This is a genomic window from Variovorax sp. GW823-FHT04F07, assembly GCF_058795995.1.
In genome coordinates this window covers 1,141,532-1,167,297 of record NZ_JBXAIG010000001.1, presented here as the reverse complement: position 1 = coordinate 1,167,297, position 25,766 = coordinate 1,141,532, and the positions used below count along the sequence as shown (strand labels likewise).

The following is a 25,766-nucleotide window of genomic DNA, read 5'->3' as shown; positions in this document are numbered from 1 at the left end:
AGTTCGCAAATGTTGAAACGTACGATCTATTCGCTCGCCATCGTGGCGCTCATCGCCGGTTGCTCGTCGGGCACCAAGCTCAACGAAACGCCGGTCACCGACCGCAGCGGCACGGCCGGCGGCCAGCAAGGCGGCGCAACCGCCGTGGCCCCGGTGACCATCGACCCGAACGCCAACACGGCGCAAGGTCCGGTCGGCGTGGCACGCATCGTGTACTTCGACTACGACAGCTACACGGTCAAGCCCGAGTTCCAGTCGGTGATCGACGGCCACGCGCGCTTCCTCAAGGGCGCCACGCAACGTCGCATCTCGATCGAAGGCCATACCGACGAGCGCGGCGGCCGCGAGTACAACCTGGCCCTCGGCCAGAAGCGTTCCGAAGCCGTGCGCCGTGCGCTCACGCTGCTGGGCGTGAACGACAGCCAGATCGAAGCCGTGAGCTTCGGCAAGGAAAAGCCCGCGGCCCAAGGCTCGGGTGAAGAAGTGTGGGCGCAGAACCGCCGCGCTGAAATCCGCTACACCCGGTGATGCAACCACGTGCCCTGTGGCGAGGCGCGGCCCTCGCCGCCGCCTTGTTCTGCGCGTCGGCCGGCTCGCAGGCGGCGCTGTTCGAGGACGACGAGGCGCGCCGCGCCATCCTCGACCTGCGCCAGCGCGTCGAAGCCATGCGCCAGCAGACCGACCAGCGCCTGGCCGACGAAAACGGCCAGCTGCGTCGCAGCCTGCTCGACCTGCAAAGCCAGATCGAGCAGATGCGCGGCGAACTGGCACGCATGACCGGCCAGAACGAGCAGCTCACGCGCACGCTGAGCGAAATGCAGTCGCGCCAGACCACGATCGACGACAAGCTCAAGCAGAACGAGCCTTCCAAGGTCTCGATCGACGGGCGCGAGTTCAATGCCGATCCGAAGGAAAAGGCCGACTTCGAAGCAGCCCTGGGCGTCTTCCGCTCGGGCCAGTTCGCGCAGGCCCAGACCGCCTTCGCCGAGTTCGTGAAGCGCTACCCGCAAAGCGGCTACAACGCGTCCGCGCTGTTCTGGCTCGGCAATGCGCAGTACGCCACGCGCAACTACAACGAAGCCATCGCCAATTTCCGCTCGATGCTATCGCTCGCACCCGACCATGCCAAGGCGCCCGAAGCCGTGCTGTCGATCGCGAACTGCCAGATCGAACTGAAGGACACGCGTGCCGCACGCCGCACGCTGGAAGACCTGACCAAGGCCTACCCGCAGTCGGAAGCCGCACAGGCGGGCCGCGAGCGTCTGTCGCGCCTGCGTTGATGCAATGACCGTTTCGGCGGCGTGTGAGAGTGCTTCGATGATGCCTTCGGCTGAAGAAGCCTCGTCCCTCCCCATGGCCGCCGCGGATGTCCTCACCGACACCGCGGCGCCTGACTTTGCGCGCCGCTTCGGCGGCCTCGAGCGCCTGTACGGCGTAGCCGGTGCCGCGCGCATCCGCCACGCGCATGTGCTCGTCGTCGGCATCGGTGGCGTGGGCTCGTGGGCCGTGGAGGCGCTGGCACGCAGTGGGGTGGGGCGCCTGACGCTCATCGACCTCGACCACGTGTCGGAGTCGAACATCAACCGCCAGATTCACGCGCTCGACTCGACCGTTGGGCAGGCCAAGGTCGAGGCCATGCGCGAGCGCATCGCGCAGATCAACCCCGACTGCCAGGTGCTCGCCATCGACGAGTTCGTCGAGCCCGACAACTGGGCATCGCTGCTCGAGACCGCGCAGGCCGCCCACGGGCCGGTCCATGCCGTCATCGACGCCTGCGACCAGGTGAAGGCCAAGCTCGCCATGGCCGCCTGGGCGCGCACCGTGTCGCGCAGCACCGCATTCATCACGGTCGGTGCGGCGGGCGGCAAGCGGCAGGCGCACAAGGTCGACATCGACGACCTGTCGCTCGTCACCCACGACCCGCTGTTGGCCCAGCTTCGCCAGCGGCTGCGCAAGCTGCACGGCGCGCCGCGTGAAGGCCGCAAGATCGGCCTGGCCTGCGTGTTCAGCCGCGAGAGCGTGGCACCGCCCGATGCGTCCTGCCAGATCGATGCGGGCGACGGTTCGCTCAACTGCCACGGCTACGGATCGGTGGTCAGCGTGACCGCCACCTTCGGTCAATGTGCGGCAGGGTGGGTGCTCGACGAAATTGCGAGAAACACCACGCTATAATCCAAGGCTTTGCTGGATTCAACGTCGGCAAGAAGCAAGAAAAATGGTTCCGGGACGTTAGCTCAGTTGGTAGAGCAGCGGACTTTTAATCCGTTGGTCACTGGTTCGAATCCAGTACGTCCTACCACCGAGCCATGCGAAACATGAAAAGCCAGCTGTCACCCGACAGCTGGCTTTTTTCTTGGGTCCGACGCCAGGCAGGCGGTCAGGACGCCGGCTGTTGCCTGAGCCGCTTGAGCAGCTCGCGGCCCACGCCAAGCGCAGACGCCGGGTTCTGCCCGGTGATGAGCTCGCGGTCCATCACCACGTTCGGCGTGAACGGCGCCTGGTTGCTGCTGTAGGCGCCGCCGGCCTGCTGCAGCGCGGTCTGCGGATAGAACTTCATCGTGCCGCCCTGCAGCGCCGCCTTGGCAAGCTCCTCTTCCTGGTTGCTGATCACGGTCATGCGGTAGCCGGCGTAGATCCAGTCGGGGCGTTGCTCGACCGTGCCGCCCGCCGCGAGCCGGTTCGTGAAGCCCTGTGCGTCGGGCAAGGTCGAGAGCAGTGCGATCGGGCCGTGGCACACGAGGGCCGTGGTCTTGTGGCGTGCATGAAAGTCCGCGAGCAGCCGGCCCAGCGCGGGGCTGGTCAGCAGGTCCTGCATGGGCGCATGGCCGCCCGGCACATAGACGGCGTCGAAGCGGGCGTAGCCGATCTGCGCCACGCGCGACAGGCTGATCACCGGCGAGTCCGTGCGCGAGGTGAGCTTCAGTTTGTCGAGCAGCGCCTTGTGCCGCTTGAGGGCGGCTTCGTCGCCATCGAAATACATCTTGTCGACCGACGACGCGTCCACGGTGGGCGCGTTGCCCAGCGGCGTGGCGAAGGTCAGCTGGTGGCCGGCGTCGAGCAGCAGCTTTACAGGCTGCATCAGCTCGTTCAGATAGAAGCCGGTGGCGAAGACCTTGCCGTCCTTCAGGTCGAGGTGGTCGGCATCCGACAGCACGACCAGCACGTTGGCGGCCTGCGCGCCGAGCGCGGCCATGCCGAGGGCCGCGACGGCGGCGAGTTTGTGGAGAGCGTTCATGGAAGTTCTTTCCTTTCAGTTCTGGCGCAGCAGCAGTTCGCGCATCGCCGCGCCGACACCCGCAGCCGACTGCGGGTTCTGCCCCGTGACGAGCCGGTCGTCAACCACGACCTGCGCCGTCCAGTCGGGCGCCGGGTGGTGGTGCGCACCGCGTTGCACGAGCGTGGTGGCGAGCAGGAAGGGCACGGTCTGCGCGAGGCCGACGGCGCGTTCTTCGTCGTCGGTGAAGGCGCTGAGGTTCTTGCCCGCGACCAGGTAGGCGCCGTTGCCGAGCGTCACGTTGACCAGCGCCGCGGGGCCGTGGCACACCGCGCCCACCACGCCGCCCGCTTCGTAGACCTCGCGGGTCACGCGCGCTGCGTCGGGGCTCGTCGGAAAGTCCCACATCGCGCCGTGCCCGCCGGCAAAGAAGATCGCGCTGTACTTTGACGCGTCGACATCGCCCAGGCGCTGCGTGTGGCGCAGGGCCTCGCGAAAGGCGCTGTCGTTCCAGTAGCGCGCATTGACCGCATCGCCGAGGTCCAGGCCATCGACCGGCGGTTCGCCGCCCTGGATGGATGTGAGTTCGAAGGGGATGCCGGCCGCCTCGAGTTCGGCCAGCGGGTGGGTCAGTTCGCCGAGGTAGAAGCCCGTCGGCTCGCCGCCGGTGGCGCCCTTGGTGCCGTGGCTGGTGAGCACCATCAGGACGGGGCGGATCGACGGGGCGGTGGTGGTGGAAGTCATCTGTAGCTCCTGGAGAAGGGTGAAGAGGCCGGGCCATGTGGCCCTTGAGATCGAATGTATTGATTGCCTCTCCGGCGATAAACTGGCCGGTCGGGAAAACATTTGTTCTTCAGGAGACAAGATGAGCCGCCGATTCGATCACCTCGGGGATGTGGAAACCTTCGTCACCGTGGTCGAGAAGGGCTCCATGACGGCCGGCGCCGTGGCGCTGGCGACGACGCCCTCGGTGCTCAGCCGCGCGATCACGCGCCTGGAGGCGCGGCTGGGCGTGCAGCTGCTGCGCCGCACGACGCGGCGCCTGAGCCTCACCGAGCAGGGGCGGCTGTACCTGGAGCAGTCGCGTGCGGCCTTCGCGCTCATCGACGATGCCGAGCGCGCGATGCAGGGGCAGGGCGACGAGCTGACGGGCAGCGTGCGCCTGAGCGTGCCCACCACCTACGCCCATCACCGGCTGCCGGCGCTGTTGCAGCCGTTCTGCACCCGCCACCCGCAGGTGCGCGTCGAGCTGAACATCACCAACCGCAACGTCGACCTCGTGGCCGAGGGCTACGACCTCGCGATCCGCATGGGTCCGTTGCCCGACAGCGGCCTGGTCGGGCGCAAGCTCGAGGACGCGCCGATGTGCCTGCTGGCCGCGCCGGACTACATCGCGCGTGCAGGCATGCCGGCGCGCATCGGTGACCTCGCGCAGCACGCCTGCCTGCCTTTCGTGATGCCCAGCACCGGCCGCGTGGCGCCGTGGATTCTTCAGGAGGACGGGCGGGACGTGGACTGGACGCCGCACGGCAGCCTCCAGGTGTCGGACGATGTGCTGGGCGTGGTTGCGCTCGCGCTGAGCGGGCTCGGGATCTGCCAGACCTACGACTTCATCGCGCGCCCGCTGTTCGCGCAGGGCCGCGCGGTGGAGGTGCTGGCGCCGGCGTGCGGGCGTTCGCGGCCGGTGTCGGTGATCTATGCGCCGCACCGGCGGCTGTCGTCCGCCTCGCGCGCCCTGATCGATGCGTTGGCTGGCGCGCCGGCCTGACGCGGTGCGCGGGGCTCAGCGGTCGAACGCGGCCTGCAGCTCGGCCTTGCTCGTGACGCCGCGTTGCAGCTGGAGCATGAGCAGCAGGCGTGCCTTCTGCGGGCTCAGGTCGCCCGCCATCACGGCGCCGGCCTCGTCGCTGGTCTTGCCGCCGCCCACGAAGCCGTAGACCGGGCGCGTGCGGCCGTTGTGCACGCGCGTGGAGACGACCACCGGCACGCCCTTGGACAGCGCGTACTTGAGCGCCTCGAACATCGAGACGTTCATGTTGCCCATGCCCACTGCCTGCACCACGATGCCCTTGGCACCCTGGTCGACGGCGTAGCGCATCAGCGAGCCGTCGGCGCCGCCGAACATGGCGACGATTTCCACGCGCGGCATCTCTGCGCTGCCGATGTCGATGTGCTGGCGGCGCAGCGGCGCGCGCGTGAAGACGACCTTGTCGTCCCACACTTCGCCCAGGAAACCGAAGTCGCCCGAATTGAAGGTCTCGACGTTGGCGGTGTGCGTCTTGGTGACGTTGCGTGCCGCGTTGATCTGGTTGTTCATCGCCAGCATCACGCCCTTGCCGCGCGCTTCGGGCGTGGTGGCGATGCGGATGGCGTTGAGCAGGTTGCGCGGGCCGTCGAAGTCGGGCGACGAGGCATTGCGCTGCGCACCGATCAGGATCACCGGCTTGTCGGACTTGACGGTCAGGTCCAGCCAGTAGGCCGTTTCTTCCATGGTGTCGGTGCCGTGCGCGATGACGACGCCGGCCACCTCGGGGCGCGCGAGCGCGTCGTCGACCGCCTTGGTCAGGCGCGTCCACCATTTCGCCTCGATGTAGTTGGACGACATGGCCGAGAAGTTGTTGACCTCGATGGTCGCGTACTTGCCGGCGTCGGGCACCGTCTGCATCAGGTCGTCGCCCGAGATCGCGGGCACCACGCCCTTGGTGACGGGGTCGATCTTCATCGCGATGGTGCCGCCCGTGGCGATGAACTGCACGACGGGTCGCGTCTGCGTCTGTGCCTGCGCCGACGTGGCCACGGCTGCCAGGCCGATCGTCGCAAGTGCGAGTGTCCTCTTCAGAGTCTTCATGGGTTTCCTTGGCGGTGTGAGGGTGCGCGCCGATGCTACGCGACGGCTGCGCCACACCGTGGACGCCCAGGAAGATGTGCCCCATCGGGCACGCAGGCGGGGCTACGCCGGGGCGTGCCAGTCTTGCGTGGTCTGCGCTGCGAGGTTCACGGCGCCTTCGTGGCAGGGCTGAACCTCCAGGGGATCGCACGGGCTGCTGATCTGGCGCCCGTCGAACTTGATGCGGATGTGCGAATTGCTCGCGCCGGCGACGGTGCCGAGCCGGCCGCCGCAGATGACGCGGGCTCCTCTTTCGAAGCTGACGCCGTAGCGTTCGCGGATGTCCCTGAGGCTCATGTGATTCCCTTTGTTCCCTGTGCTGACAGTGAACGAATCGTCTCTTGGGCCCGCGTGGTACTGCGTAGGTCGCATTCCGTTACACCGTGTAGGAAAAAAGAGGGGTTGACGGAAGGCGGACGCCTTGGGGGCGCCAGCGCGCAGAAATGAAAAAGCCCTCGCGAGGAGGGCTTTTGTCGGAATGTGGTCGTGAACTCTTACGCGGTCCACGCTACGGCAAAGATTCGTTTGCGGAAGTCATTGTTGTTTTTCTCGTCGCTATGACTTCGACGCGCTGGTATGAGATTCAGCTTGCCTGGCCAGGCAAATGCCCGATCGTTTCAGGCAACCGCGAATTATATACCAGAAAGAATCGACCCCATCAAAAGCCGCCGCCCGGCGCGCAGCGGTGCAGGCAAAAAAACAGCCCGCACGAGGGCGGGCTGGAAGGTGACTTGCTGGAGGAGGGAGGATCAGAGGTGCAAGCCACCGGGAGAAACCTCACTGTGCCCGGCGAATCTGTACGCAACCTGACCTCGCGAAAAGAGGCCCTTTGGGCCTTCAGTCTTCGTCTTCCCACTTGCCGATCACGGTGCCCAGCACGGTGAAGGGCACGCGCACGGCTTCGTGCGCGGGGTTCAGCGGCAGCAGCCAGCGGCGGCCCGCGTCGGCCTTGTAGACCTTGAAGGTGACTTCGCCGCTGGTGTCGTCGTCAAGCTTGGCGATCACGCGCTCGCCGTCGTCGGGCGTGGTGTGCTGCGGGTCGACAAAGATGATCGATCCGGCCGGGTAGCTCTTCAGGTGCCCGTGCGGCGAGGTCATGCTGTCGCCGCGCACGCGCAGCGCGTAGGTGCCGGCGCTGTGGTGCGCGATGCAGGGAATCCAGCGTTCGGCCAGCGTGGGCCGGGGTGGCGATTCGGCCCCGCGCCATTCGCCCGCGTGCTCCCACGTGATCAGCGGCACGGTGCCGGGCGTCTGCGGCGCGAAGCCCGGGCCCGCGGGCGGGATGCGGGTGACGCGGTAGGGGCCGGGCGGCTCGTGCGCGTTGTCGCGCGCCAGGCGGATCTGCACCTCGTCCCACGGGGCGGGGCCGTCGCCGGTGTCGAGCCAGTTGGGGTCGGCGCGGTAGGCGCGTGCCAGGGCGAGCACGCTCATCGACCGGCTGGTGTCGCCACGCTCGATCTTCGAGATGCTCGACTGCTTGACGCCCGAAGCGGCCTCGGCCTGCTTCTGAGTCATCTTGGCGAATTTGCGTGCGGCCAGGGCACGTGAAGCAATAGTCTCCATGGGGTGGAGATTCAAGCGCAGATGAATATTCGTATTGGACTCTAAAATAGGAAAAAAAGGGAGGATCGATATGAAGCCACGCGAATTGGTGCAGGCTCTGCGAGCGCTCGGATTGACGCAAAAGCAGATCCAGGAACGCACCGGCATTCCGCAGCCCACGGTGAGCAAGATCGGGCTGGGGCGGGTGAGCGACGTGATGTCGCGCCACTACGTCGCGCTGCTGGCCGCCTATGAGCAGCGCATGAAGGAAGAGGCGCTGCGGCCGGCCCCGCACTACGGGCCGCCGCCAGCCGGCGACTGAGCCGGCCACTGAGCCGGAAGTGACCGGATCAGGCCGGCTTGAGCCGTTCGGCGGGCTCGGGCGGCGTCAGGGCCAGCGTGGTGCTCACGCGCACGCAGTCCTTGATGTGCTGTTCGCCCAGCGCGCGCAGCGCGGCATAGCCGAGCGCGGCCGACACCACCTGCCCGGCGATGGGCACGTACTTGGTGGCCTGCTTGGCGGTGAGGCGGATGCCGGCGTGCCGGGCCAGCTTCATCAGCAGCTCGCGCGTGACGAGCCGCCCCACGAGCAGGGCGCCCAGCGTGGTCGCGGCCTTCTGGATGCGCTCGCGCTGGTGCGGCGCGAGCTTTTCGACCTGGGTGACGGAGAGGCCGAACTCGGCGCTGATCTGCGGCACGAGGCGCGACAGCAGCGCCGCGTCGGCCATCCAGTCGACGCCGGGCAGCGGCACGGCGCTGGCGGCGGCGGCCATGAGGGCCTTGCGGCCGATCAGGCGTCGGCTGCGGTGGATGGCCGCGATGAGTTTTTCATCGCCCCGGGCGAGTTCGATCGAAGAAGGCATGCAGCGTGGCTCCTTGGCGGGTTCCCTGAGCGTGCCATGCTACCCGGCCCGCGCCGGTGGAAGCCGGCCGGGCCGTGCGGGCGCAAGGGGCTATGCCGCCAACGCTTCGAGCTGGTCGGACAGCGCCAGCCAGCGCTCTTCCAGCTGCGCGATCTCGTCGTTGAGCGCCTTCAGCCGCTTGCCGGCATCGGCGATCTCGGCGGGCGGCAGCGGTTCGGCCAACTTGGCTTCGAGCGTGCTGCGCTCGGCGCTGGCCGCGGCCATGCGCTCGTCGATCTTGGCGATTTCCTTCTTCAGCGGCTTGGCCTGCTCGCTGCGCTGCTGGCGCTCCTGGGCGTCCTGCTTGCGCTGCTCGGGGGTGTTGCTGCTCTTCACTGGCGCGGCCGCTGCGGCGGCCGCAGCAGCCGCCGCCACGGCGTCCGCTTCGCGCACGGCCACCTTGGCCTCTTCGCGCAGGCGCTTGGATTCGTCGAGCAGGTAGCGCTGGTAGTCGTCCAGGTCGCCGTCGAAGTCGGTGACGACGCCGCGGCCCACGAGCCAGAACTCGTCGCACACCGAGCGCAGCAGCGCACGGTCGTGGCTCACCAGCATCAGCGTGCCTTCGAACTCGTTGAGCGCCACGGCCAGGGCCTCGCGGGTGGCCAGGTCCAGGTGGTTGGTGGGCTCGTCCAGCAGCAGCAGGTTGGGGCGCTGCCAGACCATCATCGCGAGCACGAGGCGGGCCTTTTCGCCGCCGCTCATGGTGCCCACGGGCTGCTTGACCATGTCGCCGCTGAAGTTGAAGCTGCCCAGGTAGCCGCGCAGGGCCTGCTCGCCGGTGGCTTCCTTGGCATTGCTGCCGAGTTCGCGCGCCATGCGCACCATGTGCTCGAGCGGGTTGTCCTGCGGGCGCAGCACGTCGAGTTCCTGCTGCGCGAAGTAGCCGATGTTCAGGCCCTTGCCTTCGGTGACCTGGCCGGCCAGTGCGCCCATTTCGCGCGCGATGGTCTTCACCAGCGTCGACTTGCCCTGGCCGTTGGCGCCCAGGATGCCGATGCGCTGGCCCGCCAGCACCGAACGGCTGACGCCGCGCAGGATGGTCTTGGGCGCTTCGCCTTCAACCTCGTAGCCGAAGCTGGCGTTGTCGATCGAGAGCATCGGGTTCGGGATGTTGCCCGGCTCCTTGAACTCGAAGGTGAAGTCGGCCTCGGCCAGCAGCGGCGCCACTTTCTCCATGCGCTCCAGCGCCTTGACGCGGCTTTGCGCCTGCTTGGCCTTGCTGGCCTTGGCCTTGAAGCGGTCGATGAACTTCTGCAGGTGGGCGATCTTGTCCTGCTGCTTGCTGAAGGCCACCTGCTGCTGCTCCATCTGCAGCGCGCGCATGTCTTCGAACTTGCTGTAGTTGCCGCCGTAGCGCGTGAGCTGCGCGTTGGCGATGTGCAGGGTGACGTCGGTCACGGCGTCGAGAAACTCGCGGTCGTGGCTGATGACGATCATGGTGCCGGCGTACTTCTGCAGCCAGGCTTCGAGCCACACGAGCGCGTCCAAGTCCAGGTGGTTGGTCGGTTCGTCGAGCAGCAGCAGGTCGCTCGGGCACATCAGCGCGCGGGCCAGCTGCAGGCGCATGCGCCAGCCGCCCGAGAAGCTGTTGACGGGCTCGTCGAGCTCGTGCGACTTGAAGCCCAGCCCCAGCACCAGCGCCTGCGCGCGCGGCACGGCGTCGTGCTCGCCGGCATCGGCCAGGTCGGTGTAGGCGTGGGCCAGCTCCATGCCGATGTCGGCGTCGTCGGGGTTCTCGGCGTAGGCGGCCTCGATGGCGGCCAGCGTGGCGCGCAGCTCGGTCAGGCGGGTGTCGCCGCCGACCACGAAGTCGGTGGCCGACTCCTCGGTCTCGGGCATGTCCTGCGCGACCTGGGCCATGCGCCACTGCTTGGGAATGTAGAAGTCGCCGCCGTCTTCGTGCAGCGTGCCGTTGAACAGCGCGAACAGCGACGACTTGCCGGCGCCGTTGCGTCCCACCAGGCCGACCTTCTCGCCGGGGTTGAGATTGACGGTGGCGCCGTCCAGCAGTTTCTTGGCGCTGCGGCGAAGAATGACGTTTTTGAGAGTGATCATGAGTGAGGAACCGTAGGGGCGATTATCCCGCCCGGCCTTCGGCGACCCGGCGCGAAGGGGCAAAGGCGGACATCGCCCGATGAAAGGGGGCGCAGCCCGGAGGCTGCGTGCAAGGCGGTGAAGCGGGGGCGGCGGGCGTCGCTAACGCACGCCGGCGCCGGCCAGCAGCGCCGTCCGGGTGACCAGCAACACCTGGTCTTCACCGGCCGAGGTTTCGAGCCAGACCACCTCGAGCTGCGGAAACGCCGCCTCGAAATAATCGCGCTCGTTGCCGATTTCCAGCACCAGCACGGCCTGCTCGCTCATGCGGGCGGGCGCGTCGGCGAACAGTTGCCGCACGAAGTCCATGCCGTCGGTGCCGCCGGCCAGCGCCAGTTCGGGCTCGGCGCGGTATTCGGCGGGCAGCGCGGCCATGCTGGCGCTGTTCACGTAGGGCGGGTTGCACAGCACGAGGTCGTACGTACCGGGCACGCTTTTCAGGCCGTCCGATTCGATCAACTTGACGCGGGCGTCGAGTGCGTGGCGCGTGACGTTGATCGCGGCCACTTCGAGCGCTTCGGTCGACAAGTCGGCGGCATCGACCGTCACATCTGGGTAGGTGAGCGCCGCGAGCACCGCGAGGCTGCCGTTGCCGGTGCACAGGTCGAGCACGCGCTGTGTGTGCTCGCCCAGCCAGTAGTCGATGCTGCCGTCGGCGATGAGCTCGGCAATGAAGCTGCGCGGCACGATGGCGCGCTCGTCCACGTAGAAGGGCACGCCCTGCAGCCACGCCTCTTTGGTGAGGTAGGCGGCGGGCTTGCGCGTGGCGATGCGCTCGTCGATGAGGGCGGCCACCTTGGCAGCGTCGGCTTGCGACACGGGGGTGTCAGCCACCGCGTCGAGGTCGTCCAGCGGCTGCTTCAGGCGCCACAGCACGAGCCAGGCGGCTTCGTCGAAGGCGTTGGCGGTGCCGTGGCCGAAGGCCACGCCGGCGTCTTCGAGCCGCTTGGCGCCGGCTTCGATCAGTTCAATGACCGTGCTCATCGCGCGCCCTGGGCGAGCGCCGCGTCGAGCCCGCGCAGCGTGCGCAGGTAGATGTTCTTCAGCGTCTCGATCTCGGCGACCTCGATGTGCTCGTCGATCTTGTGGATGCTGGCGTTCACGGGGCCGCACTCGACGACCTGCTTGCAGATCTTGGCGATGAAGCGCGCGTCGCTGGTGCCGCCGCTGGTCGACAGCTCGGTGTCCAGGCCGGTCTCTTCGCGGATCGCCGCCTGCACCGCCGTGACGAGTTCGCCGGGCGTGGTCAGGAAGGGCAGGCCGCCGACGGTCCAGGTCAACGTGTAGTCGACGCCGTGCGCGTCGAGCACGGCATGCACGCGCTGCTGCAGCGACTCGGGCGTCGATTCGGTCGAGAAACGGAAGTTGAAGTCGATCACCGCGCTGCCCGGAATCACGTTGCTCGCGCCGGTGCCCGCGTGGAAGTTGCTGATCTGCCAGCTGGTGGGCTGGAAGTAGGGGTTGCTCTGCGCGTCCCAGCCGCCGGCGGCGTTGATCGCCACCAGCTCGGCGAGCGCGGGCGCCACCGCATGCACCGGGTTCTTCGCCAGGTGCGGGTAGGCGATGTGGCCCTGCACACCGTTCACCGTGAGCTTGCAGCTCATGGTGCCGCGGCGGCCGTTCTTGATCATGTCGCCGCAGCGCGCGACCGAGGTGGGTTCGCCGACGATGCAGTAGTCGATGGTTTCACCGCGCGCGGCCAGCGCATTGCAGACGATCACGGTGCCGTCGACGCCGGGGCCTTCCTCGTCGCTGGTGAGCAGCAGGGCCAGCGTGAGCGCCGGGTCGGGCTCGCCCTGCAGGAATTCTTCGATGGAGGTCACGAAGGCCGCGACCGAGGTCTTCATGTCGCAGGCGCCGCGGCCGTAGAGCTTGCCGTCGCGGTGCGTGGGCGTGAACGGGTGGCTGCTCCACTGGTCGAGCGGGCCCGTGGGCACCACGTCGGTGTGGCCGGCGAAGACCAGCGTCTTGGTCGGCTTGCCGTTGGTGGGGCGGCGCACGGCCCAGAGGTTGGTGACCCGGAAATCGGCCGGGCCGCTCTCGATGGTTTCCAGCGTGAAGCCCAGCGCGGCGAGGCGTTCGCCCAGGATCTGTTGGCAACCCGCGTCGTCGGGGGTGACGGAAGGGCGCGAGATCAGTTGTTCGGCGAGCTGGAGCGTACGGGACATCGAGGGAGCGGGGATTAAGGGGCGGTCAGAACTTCACGTCGAGCGTGATGTCGGTGAAAGTCGGTTCGTCGAGCTGGTCGGTCAGGTCGCGATCCTCGGCCTGCTTCTTGGGCGCGTCGCGGTTCTGCAGGCGCCACATCAGGTTGGTGGGCGAGTCGGCGTTGGCCAGGCCTTCTTCGCGGGTCACGCGCTCCTCGGTGATGAGGCGGGCGATGTCTTCCTCGAAGGTCTGCGAGCCTTCGGCCATCGATTGCTCCATGGCCTCCTTGACGCCGGAGAAGTCGCCCTTTTCGATCAGGTCGGCCACCAGTGCGGTGTTCAGCATCACTTCGAGCGCGGGCACGCGCCCGCCGGCCGGCGTGCGCAGCAGGCGCTGCGACACCACGGCGCGCAGCGCCGAGCCCAGGTCGCCCAGCAGGGTGGGGCGCACCTCGACCGGGAAGAAGCTCAGGATGCGGTTCAGCGCGCGGTAGCTGTTGTTGGCATGCAGCGTGGCCACGCACAGGTGGCCCGACTGCGCGTAGGCAATGGCGGCCGTCATGGTGTCGCGGTCGCGGATTTCGCCGATCTGGATCACGTCGGGCGCCTGGCGCAGCGCGTTCTTCAGGGCCACCTGCAGCGAGGTGGTGTCGCTGCCCACGTCGCGCTGGTTCACCAGCGATTTCTTGTTGGTGTAGGTGAACTCGATCGGCTCTTCGACCGTGAGGATGTGGCCGCTGGCGTGCTCGTTGCGGTAGTCGAGCATCGAGGCCAGCGTGGTCGTCTTGCCGGCGCCGGTGGCGCCCACCATCAGGATCAGCCCGCGCTTTTCCATGATGAGCGACTTCAGGATGTCGGGCAGGTTCAGGTCGTCGAAGCTGGGGATGACCGAGGCGATGTGCCGCACCACCACGGCGTAGCTGCCGCGCTGGCGCATGGCGCTGATGCGGTAGTTGCCGGCGCCTTCGAGGGCGACGGCCATGTTGAGTTCGCCCGTGTTTTCCAGTTCCTGGATGCGGGCTTCGGGCACCACTTCCGACAGCAGCGCCAGCGGCGCGGTCGGCGGCAGCACCTGCGCATTGATGGGCAGGCAGTTGCCGTTGATGCGGATCATCACCGGGGAGTGGGCCGAGAGGTAGATGTCGGAGGCCTTGCGCTCGGCCATCAAACGAAGAATCCGTTCCATCATGTTCATCGGTCTCTCTCCTCGGTGCTGTTTTTTTCTCAGGGAAGAAGCGAACCGGCCGCGCGCGTTGAAGCAGGCGGCCGGTGGTGGGTGCGTTTTAGTCGCGCAGCAGGTCGTTCAGGCTGGTCTTCGAACGCGTCTGTGCGTCGACCGTCTTCACGATGACTGCAGCGTAGGTGCTGTAGTCCTGGCCCGACTTGGTCTTCTTGGGCAGGCTGCCGCTGATGACCACGCTGCCGGCGGGCACGCGGCCGTACGAGATCTCGCCGGTGTCGCGGTTGAAGATCGGGGTGCTCTGGCCCAGGTACACGCCCATGCCCAGCACCGAGTTCTCTTCGACGATCACGCCTTCGACGACTTCGGAGCGCGCGCCGATGAAGCAGTTGTCTTCGATGATGGTCGGGTTGGCTTGCAGCGGCTCGAGCACGCCGCCCAGGCCCACGCCGCCCGACAGGTGCACGTTGGCACCGACCTGCGCGCACGAACCGACGGTGGCCCAGGTGTCGACCATGGAGCCTTCACCCACGTAGGCGCCGATGTTCACGTACGAGGGCATCAGGATCGCGCCCTTGGCGATGAAGCTGCCGCGGCGGGCCACGGCCGGCGGCACGATGCGCACGCCCGATTCCTTCAGCTCGGCGGCCGACAGGTGCGAGAACTTGGTCGGCACCTTGTCGTAGAAGCCCAGCGAGCCGGCCTGGATCTGCTCGTTGTCCTTCAGGCGGAACGACAGCAGCACGGCCTTCTTGATCCACTGGTGCACGGTCCACTGGCCCACGCCCTGGCGGGTGGCGACGCGCAGCTTGCCGTTGTTCAGCTCGGTGATCACGTGCTCGACGGCGTCGCGCACTTCGGCGGGGGCGGCGTTGATCGAGATGTTGGCGCGGTCTTCCCACGCGGCGTCGATGATTTGTTGCAGTTGCTGTGTCATGGAGAGAGTCTCGGGTGAAAAAGGGGCAGGGAAGCGGGGCGACAGGGGGTCAGCGGCGGCCGTCTTTGACGAACTGGACGATGCGCTGGGCGGCCTCGACGCACTCGGCCGTTTCGGCCACCAGCGCCATGCGGATGCGACCGCGGCCCGGGTTGGCGCTGTGGTCGGTGTCGCGCGCCAGATAGCTCCCCGGCAGAACCGTGACATTGTATTGAGCGTAGAGCGCGCGGGCGAAGGCTTCGTCGTCGCCAGCCCACACTTCGGGCACGCCCGCCCAGAGGTAGAAGCTGGCGTCGGGCAGGCGCACGTCGAGCACGGGTTCGAGCAGCGGCGTGACGGCGGCGAACTTGGCGCGGTACTGGGCGCGGTTGTCGACCACGTGCGACTCGTCGCCCCAGGCCGCGATGCTGGCGGCGGCCACGGCGCCGCTCATGGCGCTGCCGTGATACGTGCGGTAGAGCAAAAAGCCCTTGATGAGCGCCGCGTCGCCGGCCACGAAGCCGCTGCGCAGGCCGGGCACGTTGCTACGCTTGGACAGCGAGGTGAGCGCGATGAGGTTCTTGAAGTCGGGGCGGCCGAGCTTCATCGAGGCTTCCAGGCCGCTCAGCGGGGGCTCGTCGCGGAAGTAGATCTCGCTGTAGCACTCGTCGGCGGCGATCACGAAGCCGTGGCGGTCGGACAGCGCGAAGAGCTTCTTCCACTCGTCCAGAGACATCACCGCGCCCGTGGGATTGCCCGGCGAGCAGACGAACACGAGCTGGGTGCGGGCCCAGACCTCGTCGGGCACGCTGTCCCAGTCGACGGCGAAGTTGCGCGCGGGCACGCTGGGCACGTAGTACGGCTCGGCGCCCGAGAGCAGGGCCGCGCCCTCGTAGATTTGATAGAACGGGTTGGGCGACATCACCACCGGCTTCGGGTGGGCGCTGGCGTTGACCACGGTCTGGGCGAGCGAGAACAGCGCCTCGCGCGAGCCGTTGACCGGCAGCACCTGGGTGGCCGGGTCGAGCGTCAGGCTGTAGCGGCGATGCAGCCAATGGGTGAAGGCGGTGCGCAGTTTCAGCTCGCCGGCAGTGGCCGGGTAGGCGGCAAGGGCGCCGAGACCGGCGCTCAAGGCGTCCTTGATGAAGGCCGGCGTGGCGTGCTTGGGCTCGCCGATGCCCAGGCTGATGGGGGCGAATTCGGGGGCGGGCGTGACGCCTGCGAACAGCTGCTTCAGCCGCTCGAACGGGTACGGCTGCAATTTGGCAAGCAAGGGATTCATGCCCCGGATTATCGGCGACGGGCAGGGCGGCCCGCACGCCCCGCGCCCCTTGGCCCGCTCAGCAAAGCGGGCGGTTGAACTGGCCGATCATGTTGGCGAAGTTCTGGTTGTAGCGGTTGGCCGCGTCGACGATGGCCGAGCGGCCCATGCGGGCCATCGCACCGGTTTCCTTGCGCTTGAACACGCCGTCCTTGGTGTCCTTGATCACCGAGCGCGACTGGCCGATGAACTCGTTGATCTGCAGCATGCCGCCGCTGCAGCTCTTGCCGTTCTGGGTCGACTGCTCGCTGGTTTTCTTGCTCCAGCCTGCGGCCGAGTCGGCCACCAGCGCCAGCGAGGCCTCGAAGGCGGCCAGCGCCTGCGGGTCGTTGGGCGCGGCGAACAGCGCCATGGCGTCGGCGTGGTTGAGCTTGCCGTGGTAGATCAGGCCGGCGCGGTAGTAGGCGGCGGTGTCCTTGGGCGCTTTCTCGAAGGCTTCCCTGGTGAGCGCCCGGTCGCGGGCGCTCAGGCCCTTGTCGAAGGCCGCTTCGGCCTGCGCGACGGTGGTGAGCGCGGCCAGGTAGTCGGCGCTCATCTGGCGGGCCTTGTCGCCGTTGTCGGCGAGGTAACCCTTGGAATTGGCGTAGTCGTTCAGCTCGCGGCTCAGCGGCGACAGCACCTTGAGCGCGGCCGAGAAGGCTTTGGCCGATTCGTCGATCTCGGGCAGCGGCGCGGCGATGGCGGCGGCGGCATCGAGCTTCTTGGCCGAGCGGTCGACCAGGATGTCGTTCTGGATGCGCAGGCTGGTGAGCGGCGCCTTGGCCTGCAACAGCGGCACCTGGCCGGTCACGTAGCTTTCGCGGGCTTCCTGGAACGAGGTGCGCAGGTTGTTCGACACGTCGACGTAGAGGTTGTACTTCTCGACGAGCTGCTGCTGGTCGTTGCCGGCCGGCTTGGCTTCGGCGGAAGCGGGCGGGGCGGTCTTGTCCGCCTTGTCGCCGCAGCCCGCGACGAGCGCCGACACGGCGACGAGGGTGGCACCCAGCAGGGCTTGGTAGTTCTTCATTCTTTCATTTCCTCCGTTGAAAAAAAGCAGCACGGGCAGGCCGCGGGATGGCGGCTTGCCGGAAAAACATCGTGGGGAGGAGCGCCGCTGCCTGAGGACAGCGGTCGAGGGGCGCGGGATGGGTCAGACGGCGGTGGCCGCGCTGCGCCGGTAGAAGGCGAGCGAGCCCGCCAGCACCAGCAGCATGCCGCCGCAGGCGCGGTCGATCCAGCGCGTGGCCGACACCGTGAGCAGCCGGATCGCGCGGGCGCCGACGAAGGCGTAGGCCAGCATCACCGCCATGTCCAGCCCCGCGAAGATCAGCGCAATGATCAGGTACTGCGGCGCCTGCGCGGCGGCCGGGTCGATGAACTGCGGCAGCAGCGCCGAGCAGAAGATGTAGCCCTTGGGGTTGGTCACCGCCACCAGGAACGACTTGAAGAAGATGCGCCGGCTTTCGACCGCCGTGACGGTGGCCGCGGCGTCCGCGCTCGGCAGCTGGAAGCCGCCCTGGGAGCGCAGCATGCGCAGCCCGAGCCAGGCCAGGTAGACCGCGCCCACCCACTTCAGCATCGAGAACCAGAACTCCGAAGCCGCCAGCAACGCGCCCAGGCCGAGCGCCACGGCGCCGACCAGCACGAAGTCGGACAGCACCGCACCGAGCATGCCCGGCAGCGCCCGTCGCACGCCGTGGCGCGAGCCGTTGCTCAGGGCCAGCAGCACCGTGGGGCCGGGCGTGGCAATGGCGGCGAAGGCCACGATGGCGAACAGCAGGGCGGTGGCGAGCGTCATCGGGGCGTCTTTCTTTCTGCGGGTAGACTCAGATCTTCTTGACCAGCACCTGGCTCTTGCGGTCCCAGTTGTACTTGCGCTTGCGCGCCTCGGGCAGCCAGTCGGGGTTGACCTGCTGGAAGCCGCGCTTGAGGAACCAGTGCATCGTGACGGTGGTGAGCACGAAGATGCTTTCCAGGCCCATGGCCTTGGCGCGGTGCTCGATGCGCTTGAGGATGCGTTCGCCGTCGCCCTGCGACTGCGACTGCGGCGACACCGTGAGCGCGGCCATCTCGGCGGTCTTCGCCTCGGGGTACGGGTACAGCGCCGCGCAGCCGAAGATCACGCCGTCGTGCTCGATCACCGTGTAGTGGCCCACGTCGCGCTCGATCTCGGTGCGGTCGCGCTTGACCAGCGTGCCGTCGCGCTCGAAGGGCTCGATGAGCTGCAGGATGCCGCCGATGTCGTCCACCGTGGCTTCGCGCAGGCTCTCCAGCTTCTCGTCGATCACCATGGTGCCCACGCCGTCGTGCACGTAGATCTCGAGCAGCAGCGAGCCGTCGAGCGCGAACGGCAGGATGTGGTTGCGCTCCACGCCGCCCTTGCAGGCCTTCACGCAGTGCTGCAGGTAGAAGGCGGTGTCGGTCGGCTTCTGCGCGGGCGGCAGCGAGGCCAGCAGCTTCTCGGCGGCGGCCAGCGGCAGCTCGGTGTCGATCGGGTTGTCCTCGCTCTCGGGCAGCTCGCTGTCCACGCGGATGCCCGGCACTTCGGTCAGGAAGATCAGCTTGTCGGCCTGGATCGAGATGGCCACGCTGGTCGCCACTTCTTCCATCGTCAGGTTGAACGCCTCGCCGGTCGGCGAGAAGCCGAAGGGCGACATGAGCACCATCGCGCCGAAGTCGAGCGTGCGGCGGATGCCGGCCGCGTCCACCTTGCGCACCAGGCCCGAATGCTTGAAGTCCACCCCGTCGACCACGCCCACGGGGCGCGCGGTGATGAAGTTGCCCGAGATCACGCGCACCGTCGAGCCGGCCATGGGCGTGTTGGGCAGGCCCTGGCTGAAGGCGGCCTCGATCTCGTAGCGCAGCTGGCCCGCGGCCTCCTGCGCCGAGTCGAGCGCCACGGCGTCGGTGATGCGGATGCCGTGCGAGTACTTCGCCTCGTGGCCCTTGGCCGCCAGCTGCTCGTTGACCTGCGGGCGGAAGCCGTGCACCAGCACGATCTTGACGCCCATGCTCTGGATCAGGGCCAGGTCCTGCGCGATGTTCTGCAGCTTGCCCGCCGCGATGGCCTCACCCGCCAGGGCGACCACGAAGGTCTTGCCGCGGTGCGTGTGGATGTAGGGCGCGACCGAGCGGAACCAAGGCACGAAGGTGAAATTGAAGACGGTGGACATGGGGCGTGATTGTGCATTCTTGGCAAGGTTTTGGTGCAGCGCGTCATGCCAGGGCGCGCAGCAGCCGGCCGGCCCCGGCCGCGGCGGGCGTGCCGCGGGCCTTGAAGGCCTCGAGCTGGTCGGCGTAGGCGTCCAGCGGCTCCACCGCCGCCTCGGGCGCCCCCGCCGGCGCGGCCGGTGCCAGCGGCAGGCCGAGCAGTCCGGCGAGCTCGTCCGGCGCGATCGAACCGTGCGCCATCAGCGCATCGACCACCGCCATGAAGGCGGTGGCGTGCGCTTCGAGCAGGCCCAGCGCGCGGGTGTGTTCGCGCGCCAGGATGGCCTCGATCTCGCGGTTGGTGGCGGCCACGTCGGTGTTGAGGTTGTCGTTCGAATCGGTCGTCACGTCGGTGCGGCTCCAGCGGGTGCCGAAGCCCAGGTGGCGCACATGGCGCGCCGCCGTCGCGGTCGCCTGCATCAGGTCGCGCTCGGCGCCGGTGGTGCAGCCCGATTCGCCGAACACCAGCCGCTCGGCCGCGCGGCCGGCCAGGCTCACGCACACGCTGTCCAGCAGGTTGCGCTTGGACCAGGCCTTGCGCTTCACGTAGCTGTTGTAGCCGCCCTCGAACGAGGCCACGTTGATGCGGATCTCCTGTGGCGCGCGGCCGAAGAGCAGGGCGTACACCAGGCCATGGCCGGCCTCGTGCACCGCGAGCAGCGCACGGAAGTCGGCGTTGGCGCGCTGCTTGAGCCGGTTCAGCTCCAGCGCCACCGGGAACTCGCGCCGCGCCAGCCGGAAGCGCGCGACCAGGCGCGGGCCGCCGGGCGTGACCTCGCCGGGGTCGAGCATCAACCACACGGGCTCGCTGCCGTGCGCGCCCTGTTCGAGCGCCCACAGCGCGGCATTGACCAGCGTCGCGCTCAGGATCGCGTGGATCGACGAGAACAGCGGCCGCGTGCCCTGCGCCGGGAACACGGCGTTGGCGTAGATCTGCTCGTACACGCTCGCGTCGAGCACGAAGCGCACGCCCGAGCTTTCCTGGATCTCGCTCACGTAGCGGTCGCAGATCGACAGGATCAGGCGCACGTAGGTGGCGCGGCTGAACGACGGGTAGATCACGTGGTTGTTGCCCAGCCGCGCGACCTGCTCGGGCTTGAAGCGTTCGGCCAGCGCCTTCTTCACGTCGATGAGCGAGAGCTTCTTCGTCAGCGCGTGGAAGATGTCGGCGTCGGTGTCGCAGTCTTCGACCCGTTTGGCGGTCTCGGCGTACATCTCGTCGAGGTTGCCCGAGACGAAGACCAGCAGCTTGGAGTAGTCGGTTTCCCAGTTGTCCTGCGAGGCGCGGAAGGCGCGCAGCCGCGCCTGGATCTCGTCGGGCTTCCAGGTCATGATTTCGAGCAGCGACTCGCGCAGCTTCAGGCAGCGCTTGAACTCCTGCGCTTCCCAGGGCGAGAGCTGCAGGCGGCGCTTGCGCTTGGTCTTGCCAGCCTTGGCGCCGTCGTCCTCTTCGTCTTCCTCGTCGTCGTCATCGGTGCGGCGGTCCTGGTCGTACTCGGCCCAGGCCAGCGACGACTCGATCTCGCTGAGCACCGACAGCGACGGCGGCAGGCGGCCGTCCGACAGCAGCGCCCACACGTCCTGGTAGCGCTCCACGCGCGCTTCCTTGCCGTTGGCGTCCACGGTGCGAAAGCGCTGGAACTCGTCGAGCACGAGGATGCCGGGCGCGCCCTCGGCGATGCCCGACTCGGCCAGCATGGCCGAGATCGAGCCGGCGGTGCGGTGGCCCGAGCCGTGGCTGAAGCCGTCCATCTGCACTTCGATGAAGCGGTCGTAAAAGCCCAGGTGCTGCGCCAGGCGCCGCACGAGTTGCGTCTTGCCGGTGCCGGTCAGGCCCCACAGGCAGATGACGACCGGGCGGCTGATGAGCTGCGGCAGCACGTACCAGGCGCGCAGCGAATCGATCACGCGATCGATGATCTCGTCGATGCCGAACAGCTCGGCCTTCAGCGAATGGGCGATGGCCTGCAGGTGGCGCGTGCGCTCGGCCAGCGTGGTGTGCAGGTCGCGGGAAATGTCTGGATGCGACATGAGGTTCTTTTTTCTTCGAATGATTCGGGACACGGAAACAGGAATGCGGCCGCTGCTCCACGCGAGATGCGGGGAGGGCGGTGGTGCAGGCGCTGTGCAGGTCAGGCTGGCGCGCTTCAGTCCGTGAAGCGCGAGCGATGGGCGTTCAGTTCCGCGAAGGAAGCTGAAGCCGGCGCGCGGGCTTCGTCAGGCCGGGCGGGTCGCCTTGACCCCGCCGCGTGCAAGGACGCGGCTTGCGCAGCGGATGCGCATCGAAAGGGGTGCAAGGAAGGAGGTCATGGCCGCGATCGTACCGGTGGCATGCGGTAGAGTAAAGAGTCTTTACGAAATTTTCTGCGCCACCTGCTGCATGCGGCCTCACTGTGGATGCCATGCAACAGCGCCGGGGCCCCGCGATAATTGGCGGTTTGCCCGCCTGCCGCCGCGCGCAACGACCGACGACTGCCTTGCCTTGACGACCCTCACACCTCCCGCCCCCCTGCGCATCGAGTTTCCCGAATCGCTCCCGGTCTCCGGCCGGCGCGAGGAGATCATGGCCGCCATTGCTGCGCACCAGGTCGTGATCGTCTGCGGCGAAACGGGCTCGGGCAAGACCACGCAGCTGCCGAAGATCGCGCTGGCGCTCGGGCGCGGCAAGCTCAACGCGGAGCCCGGCAAGGGCCGCCTCATCGGCCACACGCAGCCGCGCCGCATTGCCGCCAGCTCGGTCGCCAAGCGCATCGCCGAAGAGCTGAAGACGCCGCTGGGCGACGTGGTCGGCTTCAAGGTGCGTTTTCAGGACCGCCTGAGCCGCGACGCCTCGGTCAAGCTGATGACCGACGGCATCCTGCTGGCCGAGACGCAGACCGATCCGCTGCTCAAGGCCTACGACACGCTCATCATCGACGAGGCCCACGAGCGCTCGCTGAACATCGACTTCCTGCTGGGCTATCTGCGCGAGATCCTTCCGCGCCGGCCCGACCTGAAGATCATCGTCACCTCGGCCACCATCGATGCCGACCGCTTCGCGCAGCACTTCGCTTCGGCCAAGGGCCCCGCGCCGACGATCATGGTGTCGGGCCGCACCTTCCCCGTCGAGCAGCGCTACCGCCCGTTCGAAGAGTCGCGCGAACACGACCTGAACGACGCCATCGCGGATGCGGTCGACGAACTCTGGCGCGACCCGCACAACGCAGGCGACATCCTGATCTTCCTGCCCGGCGAGCGCGAGATTCGCGAGGCGGCCGATCACCTGCGTCGCCACGTCAGCCACCAGCCGCTGTTCCGCAGTGCCGAGGTGCTGCCGCTGTTCGCGCGGCTGTCGGGCCCCGAGCAGGACCGCATCTTCGAAAGCCACAGCGGCCGGCGCATCGTGCTGGCCACCAACGTGGCCGAGACCTCGCTCACCGTGCCGGGCATCCGCTACGTGATCGACACCGGCACGGCGCGCGTCAAGCGCTACAGCTTCCGCAGCAAGGTCGAGCAGCTGCTGGTCGAGCCGATCAGCCAGGCCGCGGCCAACCAGCGCGCGGGCCGATGCGGCCGCGTGGCGAACGGCATCTGCATCCGCCTGTACGACGAGAAAGACTTTGCGGGCCGCCCGCGCTTCACCGATCCGGAAATCCTGCGCTCGTCGCTCGCGGGCGTGATCCTGCGCATGAAGTCGCTGCGGCTGGGCGACGTGGCGCGTTTCCCGTTCCTCGAAGCGCCGTCGCCGCGCGCGATTGCCGACGGCTACCAACTGCTGAATGAACTCGGCGCGGTCGACGACGCCAACGAACTCACGGCCACCGGCGCCGAGCTGGCCAAGCTGCCGCTCGATCCGCGCGTGGGCCGCATGATTCTCGAAGCCCGCACGCGCGGCGCGCTCGAAGAAGTGCTCATCATCGCCTCGGCGCTCAGCGTGCAGGACGTGCGCGACCGCCCGATGGACGCGCAGCAGCAGGCCGACCAGGCGCACTCGAAATTCGACGACGAGAAGAGCGAGTTCAGCGGCTACCTGCGGTTGTGGAAATGGATCGCCGACGCGCGCGGCGGCCACGGTGACACGCACAAGCTCAGCAACCGCCAGTACGAGCAGCTGCTGCGCCAGAATTTCATCAACATCCGCCGTGTGCGCGAATGGCGCGACATCCATTCGCAGCTGCTCACGGTGGTCACCGAGCACAAGTGGCGCATCAACGCCACGCCGGCCGGCTACGAGCCGCTGCACCTGTCGATGCTCGCGGGCCTGTTGGGCAACGTGGGCTGGAAGCTCGAGGATGACGAGGCCTACCTCGGTGCGCGCGGCATCAAGTTCTACAAGCACCCCGGCGCGCACCTGAAGAAGAAGCCGGGGCGCTGGATCGTCGCGGCCGAACTGGTCGAGACCACGCGCCTGTTCGGGCGCGGCATCGCCAACATCGAGCCGCAGTGGCTCGAGCAGGTGGCGGAGCATCTGCTGAAGAAGCAGCTGCTCGATCCGCACTGGGAGAAGAAGGGCGCGCAGGTCTCGGCGCTGGAGCGCGCGACGCTGTACGGCCTCGTGGTCTACAGCGGGCGGCGCGTCGATTTCACCAAGGTCGATCCGGTCTCGGCGCGCGAGATCTTCATCCGCGAAGCGCTGGTCGGTGGCCAGTGGGAAAGCAAGTTCCCGTTCCTCACCGCCAATCGCAAGCTGGTGCGCGAGGTCGAAGGCCTGGAGCACAAGGCGCGCCGGCAGGACGTGCTGGTCGACGACGAACTGATCTTCGCCTTCTACGACGCGCAGCTGCCGCCCGACGTGGCCAGCGGCATCACCTTCGAGAACTGGTACCGCCACGCCTCGAAGGACCAGCCGCGCCTGCTGTACCTCACGCGCGACGAGCTCATGCGCCACCAGGCGGCCGGCATCACGACGCAGTCGTTCCCGCCCACGCTGCGCCTGGGTGGCGTCGATTGCGCCGCGAGCTACCTGCACGAACCGGGCGATGCGAAAGACGGCCTCACGGTCAGCGTGCCGCTGTTCGTGCTCAACCAGGTGAACGAAGAGCGCTGCGAGTGGCTGGTGACGGGCATGCTCAAGGACAAGATCCAGGCGCTGCTCAAGAGCCTGCCGCAGCGCCCGCGCTCGCGGCTGGTGCCGCTGCCCGAGTCGGCCTCGAAGCTGGCCGAGGAGCTGTCGGCGCCCGAACTCTTCGGCACCGGCTCGCTCACCGACGTGCTGCTCAAGCGCGTGCGCGACCTCACGAGCATCGACGTGAAGCGCGCCGACTTCAAGCTCGACATGCTCGCGCCGCACCTGTTCATGAACCTGCGCATCGTCGACGAGCACGGCCGCCAGCTGGGCATGGGCCGCAACCTCGGCGCGCTGAAGGCGGAACTGGGCGCGCAGGCGCGCGGTGCATTCCAGGCGCTCGCAGGGCTCAACGTGAAGGCGTCGCCGGCGCCCAAGGCTGCGCCTGCGAACGGGGGCCAGGCCCCCGCGAAGAGCGCTGCGCCCGAGAAGGCTGCCCCCACGCTGCCCGCCGGCCAGCGCTACACGACGTGGGCTTTCGGCGAGCTGCCCGAGCTGATGGAAGTGCGGCGCGGTTCGCAGTCGCTCATCGGCTTCCCGGCGCTGCGCGACGAGGGCGATGCCGTGACCATCGAGGTGTTCGACGAGCCCGCCGTGGCCGCCGCCAAACACCGCGCCGGCCTGCGCCGCCTGTTCGCGCTGCAGCTGAAGGACGCGCTGAAGTACCTCGAGAAGAACATCCCCGACCTGCAGAAGATGTCGGTCGCCTACATGCCGCTGGGCACGTCGGAAGAACTGCGCACGCAGATCATCGACGTGGCGATCGACCGCGCGTTCCTGCAGGAGCCGCTGCCCACCGACGAGTTCGCCTTCAAGAAGCGGCTCGAAGAAGGGCGCGGGCGGCTCACGCTGATCGCCAACGAGGTGGCGCGGCTCGCGGGCGTCATCCTCGTGGAGTACGCAGCGGCGGCGCGCAAGATCAAGGACACGAAGGTCCAGCCCGACGCGGTGCAGGACGCGGCGCAGCAGCTGCAGAAGCTCGTGGGCAAGCGCTTCATCGCCGACGCGCCGTGGACGCAGCTGCAGCACTTCGCGCGCTACCTCAAGGCCATCGTGCTGCGCCTGGACAAGCTGCGCGCCGACCCCGCGCGCGACACGGCCAAGCTGGCCGAGCTGAGGCCGCAGGAGCAGCGCTACTGGCGCCTCGTGGCCGAGCGCAAGGGCGTGGTGGACGAGCGCATGCTCGAATTCCGCTGGCTGCTCGAGGAACTGCGCGTGAGCTTCTTCGCGCAGGAGCTGCGCACGCCGCAGCCGGTGAGCGTGAAGCGGCTCGACAAGGCCTGGGCGCAGCTTCAGGCGTAAAAAAAGCCCGCGGCGACGCGGGCTTTTT

22 protein-coding genes and 1 tRNA gene are annotated in these 25,766 nt (G+C 68.0%); 7 read left to right on the top strand and 16 right to left on the bottom strand.

Annotated features, from left to right (window positions below; translation table 11 throughout):
• Positions 1–9: 9 nt before the first annotated feature.
• The 4 genes from pal to AC1RAA_RS05475 all read left to right on the top strand — a co-directional run bounded on the left by pal (position 10) and on the right by AC1RAA_RS05475 (position 2,299).
• Positions 10–528, top strand: coding sequence for a peptidoglycan-associated lipoprotein Pal (gene pal, locus AC1RAA_RS05490; protein WP_062470142.1), 519 nt, complete (start codon positions 10–12; stop codon positions 526–528).
• On the top strand, positions 528–1,280 hold the full coding sequence (gene ybgF, locus AC1RAA_RS05485) for a tol-pal system protein YbgF (RefSeq protein WP_062470144.1): 753 nt from the start codon (positions 528–530) through the stop codon (positions 1,278–1,280). Before pal ends, ybgF begins: the two co-directional genes overlap by 1 nt.
• A 73-nt stretch (positions 1,281–1,353) precedes the next feature.
• Positions 1,354–2,172: a tRNA threonylcarbamoyladenosine dehydratase gene (locus AC1RAA_RS05480; RefSeq protein WP_235926844.1), complete on the top strand. Its 819-nt coding sequence runs from the start codon at positions 1,354–1,356 to the stop codon at positions 2,170–2,172.
• Between the two features lie 51 nt (positions 2,173–2,223).
• Positions 2,224–2,299, top strand: a tRNA-Lys gene (locus tag AC1RAA_RS05475).
• Positions 2,300–2,377: 78 nt separating this feature from the next.
• Here the strand turns inward: AC1RAA_RS05475 and AC1RAA_RS05470 are convergent.
• Positions 2,378–3,235 (bottom strand): type 1 glutamine amidotransferase domain-containing protein, encoded by an 858-nt coding sequence (locus tag AC1RAA_RS05470; protein ID WP_492726995.1) that lies wholly within the window; start codon positions 3,233–3,235, stop codon positions 2,378–2,380.
• A 15-nt stretch (positions 3,236–3,250) separates the two neighbouring features.
• Complete coding sequence (locus tag AC1RAA_RS05465; RefSeq protein ID WP_492726994.1) at positions 3,251–3,958, bottom strand: type 1 glutamine amidotransferase domain-containing protein; 708 nt, start codon at positions 3,956–3,958, stop codon at positions 3,251–3,253.
• A 121-nt stretch (positions 3,959–4,079) separates the two neighbouring features.
• Between AC1RAA_RS05465 and AC1RAA_RS05460 the strand changes: the two genes are divergently transcribed.
• Positions 4,080–4,982 carry a LysR family transcriptional regulator gene (locus AC1RAA_RS05460; protein ID WP_159271704.1) on the top strand — a complete coding sequence of 301 codons (903 nt, stop codon included), beginning with the start codon at positions 4,080–4,082 and terminating at the stop codon, positions 4,980–4,982.
• Positions 4,983–4,997: 15 nt separating this feature from the next.
• Here the strand turns inward: AC1RAA_RS05460 and AC1RAA_RS05455 are convergent, their stop codons facing one another.
• The 3 genes from AC1RAA_RS05455 to AC1RAA_RS05445 form a co-directional block, all read right to left on the bottom strand.
• A complete protein-coding gene (locus AC1RAA_RS05455) occupies positions 4,998–6,062 on the bottom strand; it encodes an asparaginase (RefSeq protein WP_492726993.1) in 1,065 nt (354 codons plus the stop codon).
• 102 nt (positions 6,063–6,164) lie between these two features.
• Complete coding sequence (locus AC1RAA_RS05450) at positions 6,165–6,398, bottom strand: hypothetical protein (RefSeq protein ID WP_369628980.1); 234 nt, start codon at positions 6,396–6,398, stop codon at positions 6,165–6,167.
• A 540-nt stretch (positions 6,399–6,938) separates the two neighbouring features.
• On the bottom strand, positions 6,939–7,664 hold the full coding sequence (locus AC1RAA_RS05445) for a helix-turn-helix domain-containing protein (RefSeq protein WP_101491719.1): 726 nt from the start codon (positions 7,662–7,664) through the stop codon (positions 6,939–6,941).
• A 70-nt stretch (positions 7,665–7,734) separates the two neighbouring features.
• Between AC1RAA_RS05445 and AC1RAA_RS05440 the strand changes: the two genes are divergently transcribed.
• Entirely contained in the window at positions 7,735–7,965 is a 231-nt protein-coding gene (locus AC1RAA_RS05440; RefSeq protein WP_062470169.1) for a helix-turn-helix domain-containing protein, read from the top strand.
• Between the two features lie 28 nt (positions 7,966–7,993).
• Here the strand turns inward: AC1RAA_RS05440 and AC1RAA_RS05435 are convergent, their stop codons facing one another.
• From AC1RAA_RS05435 to AC1RAA_RS05385, 11 genes are all read right to left on the bottom strand, one after another.
• Positions 7,994–8,506, bottom strand: coding sequence for a hypothetical protein (locus AC1RAA_RS05435; RefSeq protein WP_139701662.1), 513 nt, complete (start codon positions 8,504–8,506; stop codon positions 7,994–7,996).
• Between the two features lie 90 nt (positions 8,507–8,596).
• A complete protein-coding gene (locus AC1RAA_RS05430; protein WP_492726989.1) occupies positions 8,597–10,600 on the bottom strand; it encodes an ABC-F family ATP-binding cassette domain-containing protein in 2,004 nt (667 codons plus the stop codon).
• 141 nt (positions 10,601–10,741) lie between these two features.
• A complete protein-coding gene (gene prmB / locus AC1RAA_RS05425; RefSeq protein WP_492726987.1) occupies positions 10,742–11,623 on the bottom strand; it encodes a 50S ribosomal protein L3 N(5)-glutamine methyltransferase in 882 nt (293 codons plus the stop codon).
• On the bottom strand, positions 11,620–12,807 hold the full coding sequence (gene dapE, locus AC1RAA_RS05420; protein ID WP_492726984.1) for a succinyl-diaminopimelate desuccinylase: 1,188 nt from the start codon (positions 12,805–12,807) through the stop codon (positions 11,620–11,622). Before dapE ends, prmB begins: the two co-directional genes overlap by 4 nt.
• A 25-nt stretch (positions 12,808–12,832) precedes the next feature.
• A complete protein-coding gene (locus tag AC1RAA_RS05415) occupies positions 12,833–13,981 on the bottom strand; it encodes a PilT/PilU family type 4a pilus ATPase (RefSeq protein ID WP_062470184.1) in 1,149 nt (382 codons plus the stop codon).
• Between the two features lie 88 nt (positions 13,982–14,069).
• On the bottom strand, positions 14,070–14,903 hold the full coding sequence (gene dapD / locus AC1RAA_RS05410; protein WP_062470187.1) for a 2,3,4,5-tetrahydropyridine-2,6-dicarboxylate N-succinyltransferase: 834 nt from the start codon (positions 14,901–14,903) through the stop codon (positions 14,070–14,072).
• Between the two features lie 49 nt (positions 14,904–14,952).
• Positions 14,953–16,164: a succinyldiaminopimelate transaminase gene (gene dapC, locus AC1RAA_RS05405; protein WP_492726982.1), complete on the bottom strand. Its 1,212-nt coding sequence runs from the start codon at positions 16,162–16,164 to the stop codon at positions 14,953–14,955.
• A gap of 58 nt (positions 16,165–16,222) precedes the next feature.
• The gene (locus AC1RAA_RS05400) at positions 16,223–17,209 is read right to left on the bottom strand and encodes a DUF3829 domain-containing protein (RefSeq protein ID WP_492726981.1); all 987 of its coding nucleotides are present in this window, start codon (positions 17,207–17,209) and stop codon (positions 16,223–16,225) included.
• 123 nt (positions 17,210–17,332) lie between these two features.
• The gene (locus tag AC1RAA_RS05395) at positions 17,333–17,980 is read right to left on the bottom strand and encodes a LysE family translocator (RefSeq protein ID WP_492726978.1); all 648 of its coding nucleotides are present in this window, start codon (positions 17,978–17,980) and stop codon (positions 17,333–17,335) included.
• 28 nt (positions 17,981–18,008) lie between these two features.
• Positions 18,009–19,355: an amino-acid N-acetyltransferase gene (gene argA / locus AC1RAA_RS05390; protein WP_062470199.1), complete on the bottom strand. Its 1,347-nt coding sequence runs from the start codon at positions 19,353–19,355 to the stop codon at positions 18,009–18,011.
• Positions 19,356–19,398: 43 nt separating this feature from the next.
• The gene (locus tag AC1RAA_RS05385) at positions 19,399–21,423 is read right to left on the bottom strand and encodes an AAA family ATPase (RefSeq protein WP_492726976.1); all 2,025 of its coding nucleotides are present in this window, start codon (positions 21,421–21,423) and stop codon (positions 19,399–19,401) included.
• A 349-nt stretch (positions 21,424–21,772) separates the two neighbouring features.
• Between AC1RAA_RS05385 and hrpA the strand changes: the two genes are divergently transcribed.
• Complete coding sequence (gene hrpA, locus AC1RAA_RS05380; RefSeq protein WP_492726973.1) at positions 21,773–25,738, top strand: ATP-dependent RNA helicase HrpA; 3,966 nt, start codon at positions 21,773–21,775, stop codon at positions 25,736–25,738.
• Positions 25,739–25,766: the final 28 nt, after the last annotated feature.